This window comes from Polymorphobacter sp. PAMC 29334 (assembly GCF_019431245.1).
Lineage (GTDB): Bacteria > Pseudomonadota > Alphaproteobacteria > Sphingomonadales > Sphingomonadaceae > Polymorphobacter_B > Polymorphobacter_B megasporae.
The window spans coordinates 991,259-1,007,666 of record NZ_CP080243.1 but is presented as its reverse complement, the minus strand read 5'-3'; the positions used below and the strand labels follow the sequence as shown (position 1 = coordinate 1,007,666).

Annotated in this window: 14 protein-coding genes and 1 tRNA gene; 4 read left to right on the top strand and 11 right to left on the bottom strand. The window is 67.6% G+C overall.

Translation table 11 applies throughout. The annotated features are described in order from the left end of the window. Position 1 precedes the first annotated feature (1 nt). The gene (locus tag KZX46_RS08635; protein ID WP_219776255.1) at positions 2 to 2,824 is read right to left on the bottom strand and encodes a pitrilysin family protein; all 2,823 of its coding nucleotides are present in this window, start codon (positions 2,822 to 2,824) and stop codon (positions 2 to 4) included. Positions 2,825 to 3,085: 261 nt separating this feature from the next. On the opposite strand from KZX46_RS08635, the gene KZX46_RS08630 reads away from it, so the two are divergent. Next, a complete protein-coding gene (locus tag KZX46_RS08630) occupies positions 3,086 to 5,830 on the top strand; it encodes a TonB-dependent receptor (RefSeq protein WP_370647550.1) in 2,745 nt (914 codons plus the stop codon). 107 nt (positions 5,831 to 5,937) lie between these two features. On the opposite strand, the gene KZX46_RS08625 is transcribed toward KZX46_RS08630, so the two are convergent. Both KZX46_RS08625 and KZX46_RS08620 read right to left on the bottom strand, forming a co-directional pair. Continuing rightward, entirely contained in the window at positions 5,938 to 6,267 is a 330-nt protein-coding gene (locus tag KZX46_RS08625; protein ID WP_216710133.1) for a YMGG-like glycine zipper-containing protein, read from the bottom strand. Between the two features lie 71 nt (positions 6,268 to 6,338). Continuing rightward, entirely contained in the window at positions 6,339 to 7,325 is a 987-nt protein-coding gene (locus KZX46_RS08620) for a D-glycerate dehydrogenase (RefSeq protein WP_219776254.1), read from the bottom strand. A gap of 76 nt (positions 7,326 to 7,401) precedes the next feature. Between KZX46_RS08620 and KZX46_RS08615 the strand changes: the two genes are divergently transcribed. Next, positions 7,402 to 7,902, top strand: coding sequence for an SH3 domain-containing protein (locus KZX46_RS08615; protein ID WP_219776253.1), 501 nt, complete (start codon positions 7,402 to 7,404; stop codon positions 7,900 to 7,902). 6 nt (positions 7,903 to 7,908) lie between these two features. On the opposite strand, the gene KZX46_RS08610 is transcribed toward KZX46_RS08615, so the two are convergent. The 4 genes from KZX46_RS08610 to KZX46_RS08595 all read right to left on the bottom strand — a co-directional run bounded on the left by KZX46_RS08610 (position 7,909) and on the right by KZX46_RS08595 (position 12,481). Further along, positions 7,909 to 9,330: an MFS transporter gene (locus KZX46_RS08610; RefSeq protein WP_226896187.1), complete on the bottom strand. Its 1,422-nt coding sequence runs from the start codon at positions 9,328 to 9,330 to the stop codon at positions 7,909 to 7,911. Positions 9,331 to 9,569: 239 nt separating this feature from the next. Further along, positions 9,570 to 10,676, bottom strand: a complete 1,107-nt coding sequence (locus tag KZX46_RS08605) for an FAD-dependent monooxygenase (protein ID WP_219776252.1) — start codon at positions 10,674 to 10,676, stop codon at positions 9,570 to 9,572. Beyond that, positions 10,670 to 11,386 (bottom strand): methyltransferase domain-containing protein, encoded by a 717-nt coding sequence (locus KZX46_RS08600; RefSeq protein ID WP_219776251.1) that lies wholly within the window; start codon positions 11,384 to 11,386, stop codon positions 10,670 to 10,672. The genes KZX46_RS08605 and KZX46_RS08600 overlap by 7 nt, the downstream gene beginning before the upstream one ends. Beyond that, entirely contained in the window at positions 11,387 to 12,481 is a 1,095-nt protein-coding gene (locus KZX46_RS08595) for a type III polyketide synthase (protein ID WP_219776250.1), read from the bottom strand. Positions 12,482 to 12,593: 112 nt separating this feature from the next. On the opposite strand from KZX46_RS08595, the gene KZX46_RS08590 reads away from it, so the two are divergent. Then, positions 12,594 to 13,529, top strand: coding sequence for a P1 family peptidase (locus KZX46_RS08590; protein WP_219776249.1), 936 nt, complete (start codon positions 12,594 to 12,596; stop codon positions 13,527 to 13,529). Here the strand turns inward: KZX46_RS08590 and KZX46_RS08585 are convergent. Then, a complete protein-coding gene (locus tag KZX46_RS08585; RefSeq protein ID WP_219776248.1) occupies positions 13,490 to 14,059 on the bottom strand; it encodes a hypothetical protein in 570 nt (189 codons plus the stop codon). The genes KZX46_RS08590 and KZX46_RS08585 overlap by 40 nt on opposite strands. Positions 14,060 to 14,146: 87 nt before the next feature. On the opposite strand from KZX46_RS08585, the gene KZX46_RS08580 reads away from it, so the two are divergent. Continuing rightward, positions 14,147 to 14,223: transfer RNA gene (locus KZX46_RS08580), tRNA-Arg, on the top strand. 135 nt (positions 14,224 to 14,358) lie between these two features. On the opposite strand, the gene KZX46_RS08575 is transcribed toward KZX46_RS08580, so the two are convergent. The 3 genes from KZX46_RS08575 to KZX46_RS08565 form a co-directional block, all read right to left on the bottom strand. Next, positions 14,359 to 15,120 (bottom strand): class I SAM-dependent methyltransferase, encoded by a 762-nt coding sequence (locus KZX46_RS08575; protein WP_219776247.1) that lies wholly within the window; start codon positions 15,118 to 15,120, stop codon positions 14,359 to 14,361. A 123-nt stretch (positions 15,121 to 15,243) separates the two neighbouring features. Further along, entirely contained in the window at positions 15,244 to 15,708 is a 465-nt protein-coding gene (locus KZX46_RS08570) for a nuclear transport factor 2 family protein (RefSeq protein ID WP_219776246.1), read from the bottom strand. After that, entirely contained in the window at positions 15,705 to 16,352 is a 648-nt protein-coding gene (locus tag KZX46_RS08565) for a pyridoxamine 5'-phosphate oxidase family protein (RefSeq protein ID WP_219776245.1), read from the bottom strand. The genes KZX46_RS08570 and KZX46_RS08565 overlap by 4 nt, the downstream gene beginning before the upstream one ends. Between the last annotated feature and the right edge of the window lie 56 nt (positions 16,353 to 16,408).

The window sequence follows — 16,408 nt, the reverse complement described above, 5'->3', positions numbered from 1 at the left end:
TTCACTTGCCGAGCGTCGCCGAATCGAGGTCGAGCCGTGCGGCCGGAATCACCTCCGCCGTGATCCCCGCCTTGGCGAGTTCGGGCAGGAACTGCTTGGCGTCACCGACGATGATCGTGCTCGCCAGCGCCGGGTCGAACAGCGTCGCCGCCGTTGCGGTGATCGTCCCCGGCGTCACCGCGTTGACCGACGGCGAGAACCGCGCCAGTTCGCCGAGCGGAATCCCGTCGATCGCCAGACCGGCGAGCCGCCCCGCCAGCCCCGACACCGTCTCGACCGACCGCCCGAAGCCGCCGTTGAGCACCGCCTGCTGGATGTGGAGTTCGGGGAGCGGCACCGGGGTCGTGCCCATCTTCTTCAATTCACTCGCGATCAGCCCGGCGACCTCGGGGGCACTGGCGTTCTTGGTCGCGGTCGACGCGGTCAGCGACCCGACCCCGCGCCGCGCATCGATCCCGCTATTCGCCCCATACGCCAGTCCGCGCTTGACCCGGATCTCCATGTTGAGCCGCGACGAGAACCCACCGCCCAATGCCGCATTGGCAACGATCGCCGAGTAATACGCCGGGTCGGCGCGTGCCAATCCGGGTCGCGCAACGACCACCGAAGCCTGCGCCGCGCCGGGCAGGTCGACGACGATCGTCCGCGGTTTCGGGTAGGTCGCGGCGGCGGGTGCCGGACGTGTCTCCGCCTTCCCTGGAGCCCAGTCGCCGAACGCCTTCGTCGCCAGCGCGACCGCGCCGTCGAGGTCGATATCGCCGGTCATGATCAGCGTCGCCCCCGCCGGATTCCATCCGGCATAGGCTGCCGTCAGATCGGCGTGCGTGATTGCTTTCAACGACTTGATCGTCCCGCTGGCGATATGGCCGTACGTCGTGTCGCCGAACACTGCCTTGGTCGCGGTCATCCGCGCGAGGCTGGGCGGGCTCGTCAGCGCGATCCCGGCGTCGTCGATCGCCTGCGTCCGCGCCCGCTCGATCTCGTCGGCGGCGAACTTCGGATGCCGCGCGACATCGGCGAACACCGCCATCGCCGCACCGATCCGGTCGGTCTTGACCGTCATCGACAGCGTCGTGCCATCCCACGACGCCCCCGCGCCGATATTGCCGCCAAGCGCCTCGATCTCCTGCGCAATCTGCGTCGCCGACCGCGTCGCCGTGCCCTTGGTCAGTAGCGTCGCGGCAAGCTCGGCGGTGCCGCCACGCCCCGCCGGATCGTTCGCCGCGCCGCTACTGGTGACGAGCACTGCCGCGATCAACGGCACGTTGCGCCGGGTCGCGACCGCGACCCGCAGCCCGTTCGGCAGCGTCCGTTCGGCAACCACCGGCACCGGCACCGCGACCGGGGCCGCGGGCGGCGGCGGCGCGATGCGCTCGGCCGCGGTCGCCGGGACCACAACGACGACCCCTGGCGGCACCGTCAGCGGCGCGGGATGGACCGTCGCGGCGACGGTGATCGTGTCGCCCTTGGCACCCTTCGCGCTCTCGGCGGGAAGATAGCGGATCGCCGCGCTCGCCGAATCCTGCAGATACTTGCGCGCGACACGCTGGACGTCGGCAGCCGTGACCGCAGCGAGGTCGGCGACCGAGCGGTCGGCCGACGCCGGATCGCCGTCGACGATCACCGCCTCGGCGAGCGCGTTGGCGCGGCCGAGCGGCGTCTCGCGCTCCTTGATCGCGGCGGTCAGCAGCTGATTCTTGGCGACGTCGAGTTCGGCGGCGGTCGGCGGCGCGTCACGCAGCCGGGCGACTTCGCGGCGCAGTGCCGCCTCGCCGTCGGCCGCCGACTTGCCCCCCGCCAAGATCGCATAGACCGCGAACACGCCGGTATCCTGGCGGTCGTCGAGGTTCGCCCCCGCCGACGACGCGAGCTGGTCGCGGTAGACGAGGCTTTCGTACAGCCGCGAGCTTTCGCCCGCCGACAGGATCGCGTCGAGCACCGACAGCGCGGCGTCGTCGGGCGACTTCGACGGCGGCACCGCCCAGCTGATCGCGACCGCGGGCAGCGGCGTGTTCGGCGCATAGACGGTGTGCGTCGTCGCGACGGTGCGCGGCGGCTCGACCGTCGTCACCCGCGGGATCGCCCGCGCCGGGGTCGGGATGTTGGTGAAATACTTGTCGACCCAGCGGTCGAGGTCGGCGGGCTTGAAGTTGCCCGCGACGACGAGGACGGCATTGTCGGGGCGATAGTAGACCGCGTGGAAGGCACGAATGTCGTCGATCGTCGCGCTGTCGAGATCGGCGATGCTGCCGATCGGCGACCGCGCATACGGGTGGACCGAGTAACTGATCGCGGGGAGGTAGGTCTGGAATAGCGTGCCGTACGGGCGCGCCTCGCCCTGGCGAAGTTCTTCCTCGACGACGTTGCGCTCGCTGGCGAAGACCTTTGGCTCGACGACGAGCGACCCCATCCGCTCGGCCTCCGCCCACAGGATCGGCTCGAGATGATTGGCGGGGACGGTCTCGTGATACTCGGTGAAGTCGTCGTGGGTACTGGCGTTGTTGTTGCCGCCGACGTCCTCGGTCAGCCGATCGAGCTGTTCGGGGACGAGGTCGCGGGTCGACTTGAACATCAGGTGCTCGAACATGTGGGCGAAGCCCGATCGCCCGGCGGGGTCGTTCTTTGCGCCGACGTCGTAGATTACCTCGACCGCGACGTTCGCCGTCGTCGGGTCGGGCATCGCGAAGACCCGCAGGCCATTTGGCAGCGTCCGCATCGTATACGCGAGCGGTGCGACGGGCGAAGCCGGCACCGCCGGTGCCGCGAGCGCCGTGCTCCCGAGCAGGACCGCCGACATCGCCGCAAGCACCGTGGTCGTCCGCATTCACGCTTCCTTCGTCACATAAGCTGCGCGGACCATAACGGTATTTGCTGCGCCTGCCACCGCGCACCGTCGCCACGCACCTGTGGCGTATCCGCCACATGCCCGGGGCCATCAGTACGGTCGCGGACACGATTGCTTGCCGCACACGGCAACCTCCCGTAAGCGCCGCGCCGAGCGGTGTTAAGACCGTAACAAATATCCTTGGGAGTTACCGTGAAGCATATTCTGTTATTGTCGGCGTGCGCGTTCGCCATGCCCGCCATGGCTTTTGCGCAGGACGCAGCCGTCCAGAACCCGACCGCGCCACCGGCAAATACCGCTCCGGGCGCCAGCGCCGCCACCGCCGCAGTGGCCGATGGCAACGCGAGCGAGAACGCCGATACGCGTGACATCATCATCACCGCGACGCGCCGCTCGACTGCGCTGTCGAACGTTCCGATCGCGGTCAGCGCGGTCAACGCCGAATCGCTCAAGAATTCGGGCGCGAACGACGTCCGTGCGTTGAACCAGCTCGCCCCGTCGCTCCTCGTCTCGTCGACCGGCAACGAAGCCAACGCCTCGGCGCGCATCCGCGGCATCGGCACCGTCGGCGACAACCCGGGACTCGAATCGTCGGTCGCGGTGTTTATCGACGGCGTCTATCGCAGCCGCACCGGGTCGGGCCTCAACGAACTCGGCGAGATCGACCGGATCGAAGTCCTGCGCGGCCCCCAGGGCACGCTGTTCGGGCGCAACGCGTCGGCCGGCCTGATCAACATCGTCACCGCCAAGCCGTCGTTCGAAATCGGCGGCAACGCCGAGGCGACCTACGGCAACTACAATTATTACCGCCTGTCGGCCGGCATCACCGGCCCGATCATCGCCGACAAGCTCGCCGCGCGGATCGACGGCGTCTATGTCAAGCGCGACGGCTTCTACAAGGACATCACCGGCACCGACGGCAGCGACAACAATCGCGACCGCTATTTCGTCCGCGGCCAGCTGCTGTTCACCCCGTCCAGCGACATCAGCCTGCGTCTGATCGGCGACTACACCCACCGCGACGAAAAGTGCTGCGCCGCGGTCTATGTCGCGACCAGAGAGACAAGCGATCCCACCCCGAACACGACGACGCCGGGCTTCAACACCGACATGGCGGTCACTACCGACGCGTCGAACCGCATCGTCGATGTCCTGAAAAGCCTCGGCGGCGTCTTCCCGACCGACCCGTACAGCCGCCAGGTCACCGTCACCCCGAACCGCACCTATCGCAACACGACGACCGACGGCGGCCTGTCGGGCCAGCTCGACTGGGATCTCGGCAAGGTCAAGCTGACCGCGATCACCGCGTATCGCGTCTACAAGGCGGGCGGCGCCGGCGACATCGACTATACCAATGTCGACATCACCTACCGCCCCGACGACGGCAACGCCTATCGCCGCTTCCGCACCTTCACCCAGGAAGTCCGCGCGCAGGGGTCGCTGTTCGATGACCGGCTCGACTGGCTCGTCGGTGGTTTCTACTCGAAGGAGAAGCTCCAGGTCGTCGACAACGCCAAGTTCGGCACCCAGTACGGCGCGTTCGCGTCGTGCCGCCTCGTCGCCACCGTCAGCCCGGTCGCGGCGTTGCGCGATCCGACCGCGGCGGGCTGCCTCAGCCCGACCGGCCGCGCGGTGTTCGGCGGTGCGTTTGGTGCCGCTGCCCCCGCGATCATCGCCGGGCTCAACCGCCTGTCGACGCTCAACAATCTCGGCTCGGTTCGCGACGTCTATAATCAGGACAGCGAGAACTATGCGATCTTCACCCACAATATCATCAAGGTTACCGACAAGCTGAGCCTGACGCTCGGCGGTCGCTACACGCATGAGCGGAAGATCTTCGACGCCAACTTCAACAACAACAACACCGTCTGCCCGGCGCAGCAGGCGGCGCTCGGGCCGTTCCTGTCGAACGCGGCGCTCGCGGCGTTCGCCGGCGGCATCATCACGCTGACCTGCACCGGCAACTCGAGCGTCGACTCGAACCTGCTCAAGCTCAACAGCCGCCTGTCGGAGGGCCAGTTCACCGGCACCGCGGTCGTCTCGTACAAGCCGGTCGATTCGACATTGCTCTACGCGTCGTATGCCAAGGGCTATAAGGCGGGCGGGTTCAACCTCGACCGCTCGCCGCTCGGCGGATTGAACGGTGTCCTGACGCCGCGGACCAACGCCAACACCAGCGGCGACGAATTGAAGTTCGAAGCCGAGAAGGTCGATTCGTACGAGGCTGGCCTCAAGTTCAAGAGCCACATGTTCACCGCGAACGTCGCGGCGTTCCGTGAGGAGTTCAAGAACTTCCAGCTCAACACCTTCAACGGCAGCGTTTTCATCGTCCAGAACATCAGCTCGTGCGCGACCGGCCTTAACGGGGCCGACCGCGACAACTCCTCGACGACGGGCGCATGCACCAGCGGGACCAAGCCGGGCGTGATCAGCCAGGGCGTCGAGGTCGAGACCGGGATCTACCCGGCGAAGGACCTCGCCTTCTCGATCGGCTACACCTACGCCGAAACCAAGTACCAGCGGAACCTCGTGTCGAGCAGCGGCGGAGCGCCGTTGTCCGCCGCGCTGTTCCTGCTGCCGGGCAGCCAGGTCTCGAACGCGCCGAAGAACGTCGTGACGACGTCGATGGGCTTCACCCCCGACATCCCGAACACCGACGGCCTGAGCGCACTGTTCTACGTCGATAGCCGCTTCACCTCGGGCTACAACACCGGCTCCGACCTGTTCCCCGAAAAGCGCCAGCCGAGCTTCACCACTGTCAATGCCCGCGTCGGCATCCGCGGCAAGGACCAGCGTTGGGCGATCGAGTTCTGGGGGCAGAACGTGTTCAACCAGAACTACACGCAGGTCGCGTTCAACACGCCGTTCCAGGGCTCGCAGTCGGTCGCGCAGGTCCAGGCGTTCGGCGGCACCGGCAACCAACTATTCTCGGCGTTCCTCGCCGAGCCGCGGACCTACGGCGCGACGGTCCGCGCGCGCTTCTGACAATAGTGGCTGTCATCCCCGCGAAGGCGGGGATGACAGCCGGAAGATGCAAAAAGGCCCGCGCCAGTGATGGCGCGGGCCTTTTCGTTCGCGACGGGTTCAGGCGATCAATAGGGATCGTAGACGCGGTTGCGACCGTTCTCGTAATGATAGCGGCGGTTGTCGCTTTCGTAATAATAGCGGCGGCCGTTGCGATCCTCGTAGCGGTTGTGGTCGTCGGCGACGGCACCGACGACGGCACCACCGGCGGCACCGATCGCCGCGCCAAGCAGCGGGTTACCGGTCAGCGCACCGACAACAGCACCACCGGCGCCGCCGATCAAGGCACCCTTACCGGCACCGTTGACGTGCTGGTCGCCGTAGCGGTCGGTCGTGCAGCCAGTGGTCATCGCGCCGAGCGCAGTGATCGCGGCAAGGGCTAAAGGCAGGCGGGTCATTCGTTGGTCCTTCCGAAAACGTTACAGTCACAACCACCGGTCTTGCCGGTCGTTCCGTGAACGGTCCGTGACTAGGCCCAGCCCTCGAGAACCTGGTCGGGCGGGCGGTGACCGTCGGACCAGGTGCGGATATTGGCGATGACCTTCTCGCCCATCGCCTGCCGCCCCTCGAACGTCGCCGAGCCGAGGTGCGGCACGAGGACGACGTTGGGCATGTCGAGTAACGCCGGCGTGATGACCGGCTCGCGTTCGAAGACGTCGAGCCCGGCCCCGGCGATGCCGCCCCGCGCGAGGCACGCCGCGAGCGCCGCCTCGTCGAGGATCTCGCCGCGCGCGACGTTGATCAGATAGACGTGCCGCTGCATCAGCCGCAGCGCCGCCTCGTCGATCAGATGGTGCGTCTCGGGCGTCAGCGGGCAGTTGATCGAGACGATGTCGACCCGCGCGAGCATCGCCGCGAGCGTCGGCCAGTACGTCGCCTCGACCGCTTGCTCGGCGGCCGCCGGCAGCCGCTCGCGGTTGTGATAGTGGATCGAGCAGCCGAATGCGCGCGCGCGGACCGCGACCGCCTGGCCGATCCGCCCCATGCCGACGATGCCCAATCGCTTGCCGGTGACGCGGTGGCCGAGCATGCCCGTCGGCGACCAGCCGATCCATTCGCCCGCGCGGAGCAGTTTCTCGCCCTCGCCGATCCGGCGCGGCACGCTGAGGATCAGCGCCATGACCATGTCGGCGGTGTCGTCGGTGAGGACGCCGGGGGTGTTGGTGACGACGATGTTCTTCGCCCGCGCCGCCGGAAGATCGAGGTGGTCGACCCCGGTGCCGAAGTTCGCGATCAGCTTCAATCGCGGCCCGGCGGCACCGATAATCTCCGCCGTCAGGTCATCGCTGACGGTCGGCACCAGCACGTCGGCGCGCGCGCAGGCGTCGGCGAGCTGGCCCGCATCCATCGCGATATCGTCGAAGTTGAGTTCGACATCGAACAGCTCTGCCATCCGCGTCTCGACCGCCTGCGGCAGGCGGCGGGTGACGATGACCTTCGGGCGGGCGCGCGACATGAACAAGGGCTAGTTGCGGCGGCGATAGGCGTCAACCTTCGCGCTCCCTCTTAGCGTTGCGAGGCGTTATAGTGCGATGATGTTCCTCGCCGTCCTTGCCCTCGCTGCCGCTACCCCCGCCGCCAAGCCTGCGCCGATCGACGGCGACGCGACGCGCGGCGTGTCGGGGCTGCCGGTGCCGCGCTTCGTCAGTCTGAAGTCCGACAAGGCGTATCTCCGCACCGGCCCGGGCGACCGCTACCCGGTCAGCTGGGTCTATGTGCGTAAGGGGCTGCCGGTCGAGGTGATCCGCGAATACGGCATCTGGCGGCAGATCCGCGACATCGGCGGCAGCGTCGGCTGGATGAACAAGCAGCTCATCGCCGGCACTCGCACCGCCGTCGTCACCGGGCAGGTCCGCACGATGTTCGCCGGGGCCGACCTTCAATCGAACCCGGTCTGGCGGATCGAACCGGGCGCGCTCGTCCGTGTCGTGCTGTGCGACCAGGCATGGTGCCGCGTCGATCGTGGCGGCAAGTCGGGCTATATCCTGCGCAGCCAGCTGTGGGGCGTCCAGCCGGGCGAGACGATCGGCTGACCACGCTCAGCGCGGGGCCAGACGCTCCCCGCCCTTGACGAACATCAGCACGACCAGCCCGACCAGCACCAGCCCCGAGATCGGCAGCAGCCCGAGCCGCTGTGACCCGGTCGCGCCGGTCGCGATCTCGACGAGCAGCGGGCCGAGCCACATCGTCGCGTTGCCCGCGATCGCGAACAGCCCGAAGAACACTCCGACCCGATGCGGCGGCACCACTCGCGTCAGCATCGTCCGCCGCGACGCGTACGCCGCCGTCACGCTGACGGCACCGAGAAAGCCGCAAACGAGCAGCGCGATATCGGGCTGGGTGCGGAACAGCGGGCCGTTCCAGACGAGGGCATGTGCATGCTGGTCAAACGGCTGGAAGAACATCCGGTCCTTGCCCTGCCCGAGCCCGAGGATTTGCGACACGATCACCCCGACGAGTTCGATCTTAAGCGCCGCCTTCGGCCCGATCGTCTGGTCGAGCCAGCCGCCGAGAATGCCGCCGACGACCGAGAAGCAGCTGAGGATCATCCCGTAGGCGAGCAGCTCGAGCGACCCCCAGCCCATCGCCCCGCCCGCATAGATGCCGGTGAAGACGAGGATGCCGGTCAGGCCGTCGGTGAACAACAGCACGCTGCCGAGGTAGATGAGCGCATTGCGGTTGCCTCGTGCCTCGCGGAACAGCGCGACGAGGTCGGCCGCACCGCCACGGATCGCCGCGCCGATGCGCGTGCCGGTCGACGCGACGTCGGGAACGAAGGCGAACAGCGGGATCGATCCGACGAGCATCAGCGCGGCGACGAGCGGCCCGACGATCCGGTCGGTCTGATGCGTGACCGGGTCGAGGCCGAACAGCGGGTGAGCGGGAATGAAGCTCCACGCGACCTTGCCCGGCAAGGCGAATGCCCCGAAGATCACCGCGAGCATCACCACCGAGGTAAAGTTGACCAATGCCAGCGCCGCGCCCGACGCCGCCCCGGCGCGTGCCATCCCGGCAGCGGGCAACAGCAGCGCGTTGTGGAGCGTGTCGGACCACGCGATCAGCACGTTCATCGCGGCGAAGATCGCCAGCGCGCCGAGCGGCCCGATCACCCCGCCCGGCGTGACCCACCATAATGCGGCGACAAGCGGCACCATCAGCGCGAGTGTCGCTGCGAGCCATGGCTTGCGCGGCCCCATCCGGTCGACCGCCGCGCCGAGCAACGGCACCGTCAGCAGGACGATCCAGCCGCCGTACTTCGCCGCCGCCGCGACGAGCAACTGCCCCTGCACCGGATTGCCGATGACATCGCGGACGAAATACGGCGCGAAGATGTAGATCGTGACGAGGACGACGTACGGATCGCGGACCCCCTGGAACAACGCCCAGCTCCACGAGGCGCGGTCGAGTGCCTTCGGCGGCACGACTGCGCCGCCGCTCGTCACCGGTGCGATGCTTGCCACGATCGATGTCCTCCCCAGGACGGTTTTACCGATGATGGCGTAATTGAGCGGGCGTGCCTAGCGGGGTGGAGACCACCATTCCGGGCTTGACATTATGAACCGGATAGGCTAAGAAAAATCGAGTGTGGGAAAGTGTGCGTTACACAGAAATTTCTTGCAGAGTCGTTTTCCTTGAGCGGAAATGGAAAACGCAAAACACGTGCGTTTGTGTGAACTTGTTTTGAACTTAGCGGAATAGGTTAAATCTGCAGCCCGGCCCGCCGGAGCGCGGTGGGCGGTACCCGGGTCAGCGCCGCAGCCCAGCGCAGCAACGGCGGCACCAGCCCGATCCCGGCCACGAGCAGATGCCGCCCGGCGACCGTCTCGCCCGCCCGCTGGAGCCACGTCGCCCGGCCGATCTGCGCGGCGACATCGTGGCGGAAGCGCGCATGGTACGCTGCCGGGGTCGCCCCGCCGAGCACCGCCGCCGCCGCCAGCCGAGCGCTGTGGAGGGCGATGGACATGCCGTCTCCCGAAAACGACGGGATCACCCCCGCCTGGTCGCCGAGGCGGAACGCGCTGTCCTCGCCACGGTGGACGAAGCCGTACGGCACCCCCGAAATCGTCAGCGGACGGTCGAGCAGGGGGGTCGCATTGCCCAGCCGCCGCGCCAGATGCGGCTCACGGAGCAGGTCGGCGAGCAGCCCCTCGCCGCCCCCCGCCGCGTCGAACCTTGGGCGCCCAACGAGCAGGCACAGGTTGACCATCCCGTCCTCGACACGCTGCAGCCCGGCATAGCCGCCATCGAACAGGACGATCTCGATGACCCCGGCCAACGCCCGGAACGTCGCCGCATCGGCCCGGTAATATTGCTTGAACCCGATCAGGTGGTCGAGCGTCCCGGTCGTGTCGCGCTTGGCCCCCCGGACATCATGCTTGCCCGTCGCCAGCAGCAGGCTCGCCGGGGTCAGCGCGCCGCTGGTGGTGGCCAGCGCGGTGCCGTCGACCTGCCGGACCGTGACGCCACGCTCGACCTTCGCCCCCGCCGCCGCCGCGTGATCGAGCAGCGCCGCGTCGAGCCGCCGCCGGGTCAGTCCGAGCGCGGTGAACGGCAGCTGCGCCTCCGCGCTCCGGCTGCCCGACACCAGCCGGACCCGGTCGATCGGGCTCCCGCCGAGCCGTCCGGCATCGAAACCGAGCGCCGCCAGATGCGCCTGCGCCTCGGTCGACAGGAACTCGCCGCAGACCTTGTCGTGCTCGCCCGCCGTCTTCTCGAGTAGCAGCGGCCGCTGCCCTCCCTGCGCCAGCAGCGCCGCCGCCGCCCCGCCCGCCAGCCCGCCGCCGACGATGACGGTCGTGGCTACCACGACGTGCGCTTGAGCCGCTCGACGCACAGCCGGAAGGGGAAGACCTGGCTCACCGTCGCCCCGGTGATCCCGGCGGTGCCGAGCGCGCGCTCCCATTCGTCGGGGACGAAGCTCCGCGCCACCGACACCGGCCCGTCGTGGCGGACGAAGCGGTGCCAGCGCATCACTGCCGCCAGCGCGGTGAAGCCGTAGAAGGCGAACCAGTGGCGGCGGAGGTCGTTGACGAACCAGCCGCGGACCGCCTTCGCCTCCATCCACATCAGGAAGCGCCCGACCTGGCGGTCGGTCAAATGATGGGTGACGAGCGAGCTGACGATGAAGTCGACCGGCTCGTCAGGGTCGAAGTCGAAGACGTCGCCGGTCCGGTAGTCGATGCCCAGCGCGGGGTCGGTCGCGGCACGCGCCGCAGGCTCGCTCAACGGGTTGAGGTCGACCCCGATCAGCCGCGGGCGGAACCCCTTCGCGGTCGCCCAGCGGTGGATCGCCCGCAGCATGTCGCCCTCGCCGTAGCCGACATCGACGAGCGTGAAGGTGTCGCCGGGGTTCATTGTCGTGGTCGACTCAGCAAGCCACCTCAGCGTCGGCGGCCGTGCCAGCGTCACGGTGTTAACCGTCGCGAGGTCGCGCAGGCACGCGGCGAAGTCGGCCGCAGTCACACCGTCGGCGTCCATCATCTCGGACTCGGGCGATCGTTCGGCGAAGCTCCGCATCTAGACCGTCCGGAAGCGGAAGCTCTCCGCCGCCAGCCCAGGGCCGAAGGCGACGCCGAAGCCGTCGGTGGCGCTCTCGACAGTCGTGCCGATGCCCCGCAGGATGCGGTCGAGAACGAACATCAGCGTCGCCGAGCTCATGTTGCCGAAGTCGCGGAGGACGCCGCGCGACCAGTTCAGCTTGTCGGGAGCGAGGTCGAACCCGGTCTCGACCGCGTCGAGAATCGTCCGCCCGCCGGCGTGGACCGCCCATAGCGGATAGTCCGACGGGCGCGTGCCACGGAGCAGCCCGCGGTCGTCGTTGCGCTCATATTCGTGCTTGAGGGCGCGGGCGATCTTGCCCGGGACCTCTCCCGACAAATGCATATCGAAGCCCTGATCGCCGACCGCCCAGGTGATCGACTCGCCCGAATCCTCGATCGTCGTCGCGCGGAAGTCCTTGAGCGCGATGCCGGTCTCGTCGGCGGTAACGAGCGTCGCCGCGCAGCCGTCGCCGAACAGCAGCATCGACAGCAGCTGTTCGAGGTTGGCGGTCTGCTGGAAGTGGAGCGTGCACAGCTCGAGGTTGACCACCAGCACCCGCGCCGACGGGTCCGAGCGGACGAAGTGATGCGCCAGCCGCAGCGAGTTGACCGCCGCGTAGCAGCCCATGAAGCCGACCCCGGTCCGCTCGACTCCCGGATCAAGCCCCGCCGCCTTGACGATCAGCTGGTCGATCCCCGGAGCGATGAAGCCAGTGCACGACGCGACGACAAGGTGGGTGATTCGCTCACGCTCGCCGTCGAGATTGAGCGCGTCGATCGCCTGCATCGCCAGCCCGGGGGCGGTCTTAGCGAAGCGCGCCATCCGCGCGGCGGTGCCGGGAAAAGCGTCGGGGGTGTAGAAGCCCTCGGTGTCGGCCTCGAAGCCGTCGGGGTTCTCGACCGGGACGAAATACGAATAGCGATGCTCGATCGCCGCCCGGCTGACCATCCGCTTGAACACCGCCGCCTCGCGCCGTTCGGTGATGAAGCGCTGGACGAAATTGACGAACGCGGCATGGACGTCGTTCGGCGGAACGGCAGTGCCGATCCGATTGATATGCGCCGTCGCCAAATCGTGTCTCCTAGGGCGCACCCGAATCGATGTCGCAGCGATAACCAACCGCGCGCCGGATAGTTACGCTACACGGCTGGCCGTCGATGCCCCGATGCGTCACGGTAGCACAATGGCCGATGAACAACTCGATGGCTTCGCGCCGGTAGACTGCTTCACCGATGTGCCGGGGCTTGGCGTCGGCCATGCCGAGGACCGCTCGGCGCTGACCGGCGTCACCGTCATCCTGCCCGACGCGCCGATGACGATGGCAGTCGACGTCCGCGGCGGCGGCCCGGCGACGCGCGAGACCGACGCGCTCGCACCACATACGCTGGTCGAACGCGTCCACGCTCTGGTGCTGAGCGGGGGGTCGATGTTCGGCCTTGCCGCCGCCGATGCCGTCGCCGTCACGCTGTCGCAGAGCGGCATCGGCCTCGCGGCGGGGCCACTGCCGATCCCCGTCGTGCCGGCGGCGTGCCTGTTCGACATGGCGAACGGCGGCGACAAGACATGGGTCGAGCCGCCGCATCGCGCGCTCGGCCGGACTGCACTCGCAGCGTGCGCCCGCCCCGACTCGAGCGGCGCGGCGGGAGCCGGGTTCGGCGCGATCGCAGGTAGCCGCCCGGGTGGTATCGGCAGCGTCAGCGTGAGGGCACACGGCTTCACCGTCGGCGCGTTGGTCGCGGTCAACAGCTTCGGCGAAGTCTATCCCGGCGCCCCACCTGAGGATGCCGTCGCGCTGCCCAAGCTCGCGCGGTCCGGCGGACTATCGGCGCAAAGCACCTGCATCGGCGCGGTCGCCACCGACGCGCCGCTGACCCGCGCGCAGGCGCAGCGCGTCGCGATGATGGCGCACGACGGCCTCGCCCGCGCGATCCGGCCGATCCACACGCCGTTCGACGGTGACGCGATCTTCGCGATCTCGACCGGACCAGCAACCGGGGTCGACGCCGTCGCGCTCGCGATCATCGGCACGCTTGCCGCCGACTGCGTCGCCCGCGCGGTCCGCCGCGCGGTCTTTGGCAATCAGGGAGCGGCGGTCGCCGCTGCCGACGCCGCGGCATAGCTCGCGTCATATTCAGCCTGAAGCGCATCGACCCGGCCGATCACGGCCCCGGTCGCCTTGAGCGGCGCGGCAACATCGGCGCCGCCGCCCGCCGCCGCCGCAAGCTTCCCCGCGATGCCGTCGAGCTTCCCGCGCAGGTCGCCGAGCTGGTTGCCGAGGCGTTCGAGCCGCGTCAGTTCAAGCTGCGCCTTAGCCCACTCCTCGCTGTCGGCCTTTGTCCCCTTCGCCGATTTCGCCGCTTCCGCCGTCGCCGCGCGCTGCTCACCGATCCGCGTGCCGAGATTCGCAGCATCGCGGTCGATCGTCGCCAGCTGCGCGGGCACGTCGCCGATAGCAGCTCCGGCGCCTGTCGCCGGCGGCGGCACGGCGGCGGGAGCAGTCACGACAGCGGCCGTAGCGACGGGGGTTCCAACGGCGGCAGCCGATGGCCGCGGCCCCTCGATCGGACGCCGCGCGAGGCTGGGCCACGTTCCGTCTTTTCCGGCGCAGCCGGTCGCGACGAAAGCAAGCAGGAGGAGGAATGCACGCATCGCGATGCTCGTAAGGTGCACGCCCGCGACCCGCAAGCCGAACGCGCACTTGCATCCGCGCGCCGCACCCCCTATTGCCCCCTCAGCGCGCCCGTAGCTCAGCTGGATAGAGCATCAGACTACGAATCTGAGGGTCGGACGTTCGAATCGTTCCGGGCGCACCATTTTTCGCAGACTTTACCGACGATCGTTTGATCGTCGCTCTATCGGCTGTCCGCCTTGCGACGACGTCAGCGAACATGTGCCTGTGAGACTTGTCGGCAGCGAAACCTGACGGCCATAGCGCTAGCGGCAACCGATCACTTGGGGCGCTGAAAAACGAAGAAGAACTGGTCGGTGTGGCCGCTGACGGCAGAATCGAAGACCCTTGTTGTATGGGGGTCGGCGGGATTGCGCAGGAGGTCGCTCGCGCCCACGAACCGGAAACCCGCCGCTGCCATGTCGGATTTGACGACCTCGGGGTCGATCCGATGGGTGGTATTGGTCGCCTCGGTCTTCGTGCCAGCGGGCGCGACATGATCGATTACGACAAATCGGCCACCCGGTTTCAACGCTTGGAATACTGCCCTGTTGAATGCCGCAATGTCGGCGGGACCCATGAACGGGTCGTAGAGGTCGTGATAGTTATTGCGGATCCAGATCAGATCGGCCTTCGCCGGAAGGCGGAGTGTGTTGACGTGGGAAACCACGGTCACGACGTTCTTATGCCCCTCAAGGACCGTCGACCCAGCCGGCGGCGTCGCGATCTTGTCGTCCGTGTCGCCTTCGACCAGATGGACAGCAAAGACTCGTCCGGACTGACCGACCACGTCCGAGAATAATCGATCCCAGTAGTCGCCGGGCCAAATATCCGCGACGGTATTGCCCGGTTGAATGTGCAGGAAGGCAAGCAACTCGGCGGGATGCCGTAACGCATCTTTCGCACGATCGGCATCGGGCCTGCCAGGATTGGCAACAGCCGCTGAGATACTCGTGCCGGCCACGGGTACGGCATCGGCGGTGGCCCCGAAGAAGAGAGCGACACCGGCGACCACGCCGAACCGCCTGATTTTATGTGTCATATTTCCACCTCGCTTATTCAAACCACGACACTGCAGTCGTTACGACCAGCTTCGTCGTTGAGTTCGACCGCGCTAGACGCGCGGTTACCGACAGAAACGTCAGCAATTTCGGCTGCGGGCCGGTTAGAAACCCAGATCGCTCAGGCCCGGATGATCGTCGGGCCGCCGACCCAAGGCCCAGAGAAATTTACGATCGGCCTCAGTGATCGGGTGTTCGTTGATGCTGGCGATGCGCCGTTCCATCAGCCCGTCGGCGTCGAATTGCCAGTTCTCGTTGCCGTAGGCGCGGAACCAGTGGCCGCTGTCGTCGCGATATTCATAAGCGAAGCGGACGGCGATGCGGTTTGCCGTATGCGACCAGACTTCCTTGATCAGGCGATAGTCGAGTTCGCGTTGCCATTTACGTGACAGGAACGCCTCGATATCATCCCGGCCGGTGACGAATTCGGCGCGGTTCCGCCATTGGCTCCCTGGCGTATAGGCCAAGGCGACGCGCGCGGGGTCGCGGCTATTCCAGGCGTCCTCGGCGAGCCGCGCTTTTTCCGCAGCGGTGGCGTCGGAGAACGGCGGTAGTGGGGGGCGGCTCATGGCGTGGTCCTTCCAAGCTCGTGCCGGAGACCGGCGTTCTCGATTTCGAGGGCTGCGACACGGTCCTCGAGGCGTTTTAGCGCGATCGTCACGTCGGCAGCGTCGATCTTTTGTGGAATGTGCTGCGGGCAGTTGGCGTCCCAGGCTTCGATCTCGAAGAGGATCACCTGCTCGGGCCGCGCTCGATAATCCTGAGGCATCAGCAGAGCAGTCAGCTCGGCATCTCCCGTGACGACCCGCGCCCGGCCCCACAGCTTGATCCGGCGGCGATGGGCGTAATCCATCAGAAACAGGAACGCCCGGTCATTGTCGGCTAGATTCCCGACCGAGATATACTGTTTGTTGCCGCTGAAGTCGGCAAAGCCGATCGTCCGCTCGTCGAGTACATGGATGAAGCCCTTGGGACCGCCGCGATGCTGGGCATAGGGTTGCCCGGCGGCGTTGGAAGTCGCGAGGTAGGCCGTGTCGACCTGCGCCAGAAACTGCGTCAGGTTCTCGTCGATCGTCGTGTGAAAACCGCCGAGCGCCTCCTGCCGGGCGTAAGCGGCCCGCGACCCGCGCGCCGCCTGCATCGCCTTCACTGTCGCGGTGAAGGCAATATCGCTCGCCGGAACATTCACTGTGGAGCCTCGACCATCAAGCATTTCAACGTTCATTCGGTGACCGGCGGCCGGGATCACGCAGCCGAGATCCCGGCGCC

Excerpts from the sequence above, each read along its gene's own strand:
- KZX46_RS08565 (WP_219776245.1), bottom strand. The coding sequence starts at position 16,352 with ATGCTTGATGGTCGAGGCTCCACAGTGAATGTTCCGGCGAGCGATATT.
- KZX46_RS08620 (WP_219776254.1), bottom strand. The coding sequence starts at position 7,325 with ATGTCGCGCGCCCGCCCGAAGGTCATCGTCACCCGCCGCCTGCCGCAG.
- KZX46_RS08590 (WP_219776249.1), top strand. The coding sequence starts at position 12,594 with ATGGCCGATGAACAACTCGATGGCTTCGCGCCGGTAGACTGCTTCACC.
- KZX46_RS08600 (WP_219776251.1), bottom strand. The coding sequence starts at position 11,386 with ATGCGGAGCTTCGCCGAACGATCGCCCGAGTCCGAGATGATGGACGCC.
- KZX46_RS08615 (WP_219776253.1), top strand. The coding sequence starts at position 7,402 with ATGATGTTCCTCGCCGTCCTTGCCCTCGCTGCCGCTACCCCCGCCGCC.
- KZX46_RS08570 (WP_219776246.1), bottom strand. The coding sequence starts at position 15,708 with ATGAGCCGCCCCCCACTACCGCCGTTCTCCGACGCCACCGCTGCGGAA.
- KZX46_RS08575 (WP_219776247.1), bottom strand. The coding sequence starts at position 15,120 with ATGACACATAAAATCAGGCGGTTCGGCGTGGTCGCCGGTGTCGCTCTC.
- KZX46_RS08585 (WP_219776248.1), bottom strand. The coding sequence starts at position 14,059 with ATGCGTGCATTCCTCCTCCTGCTTGCTTTCGTCGCGACCGGCTGCGCC.
- KZX46_RS08625 (WP_216710133.1), bottom strand. The coding sequence starts at position 6,267 with ATGACCCGCCTGCCTTTAGCCCTTGCCGCGATCACTGCGCTCGGCGCG.
- KZX46_RS08635 (WP_219776255.1), bottom strand. The coding sequence starts at position 2,824 with ATGCGGACGACCACGGTGCTTGCGGCGATGTCGGCGGTCCTGCTCGGG.
- KZX46_RS08630 (WP_370647550.1), top strand. The coding sequence starts at position 3,086 with ATGGCTTTTGCGCAGGACGCAGCCGTCCAGAACCCGACCGCGCCACCG.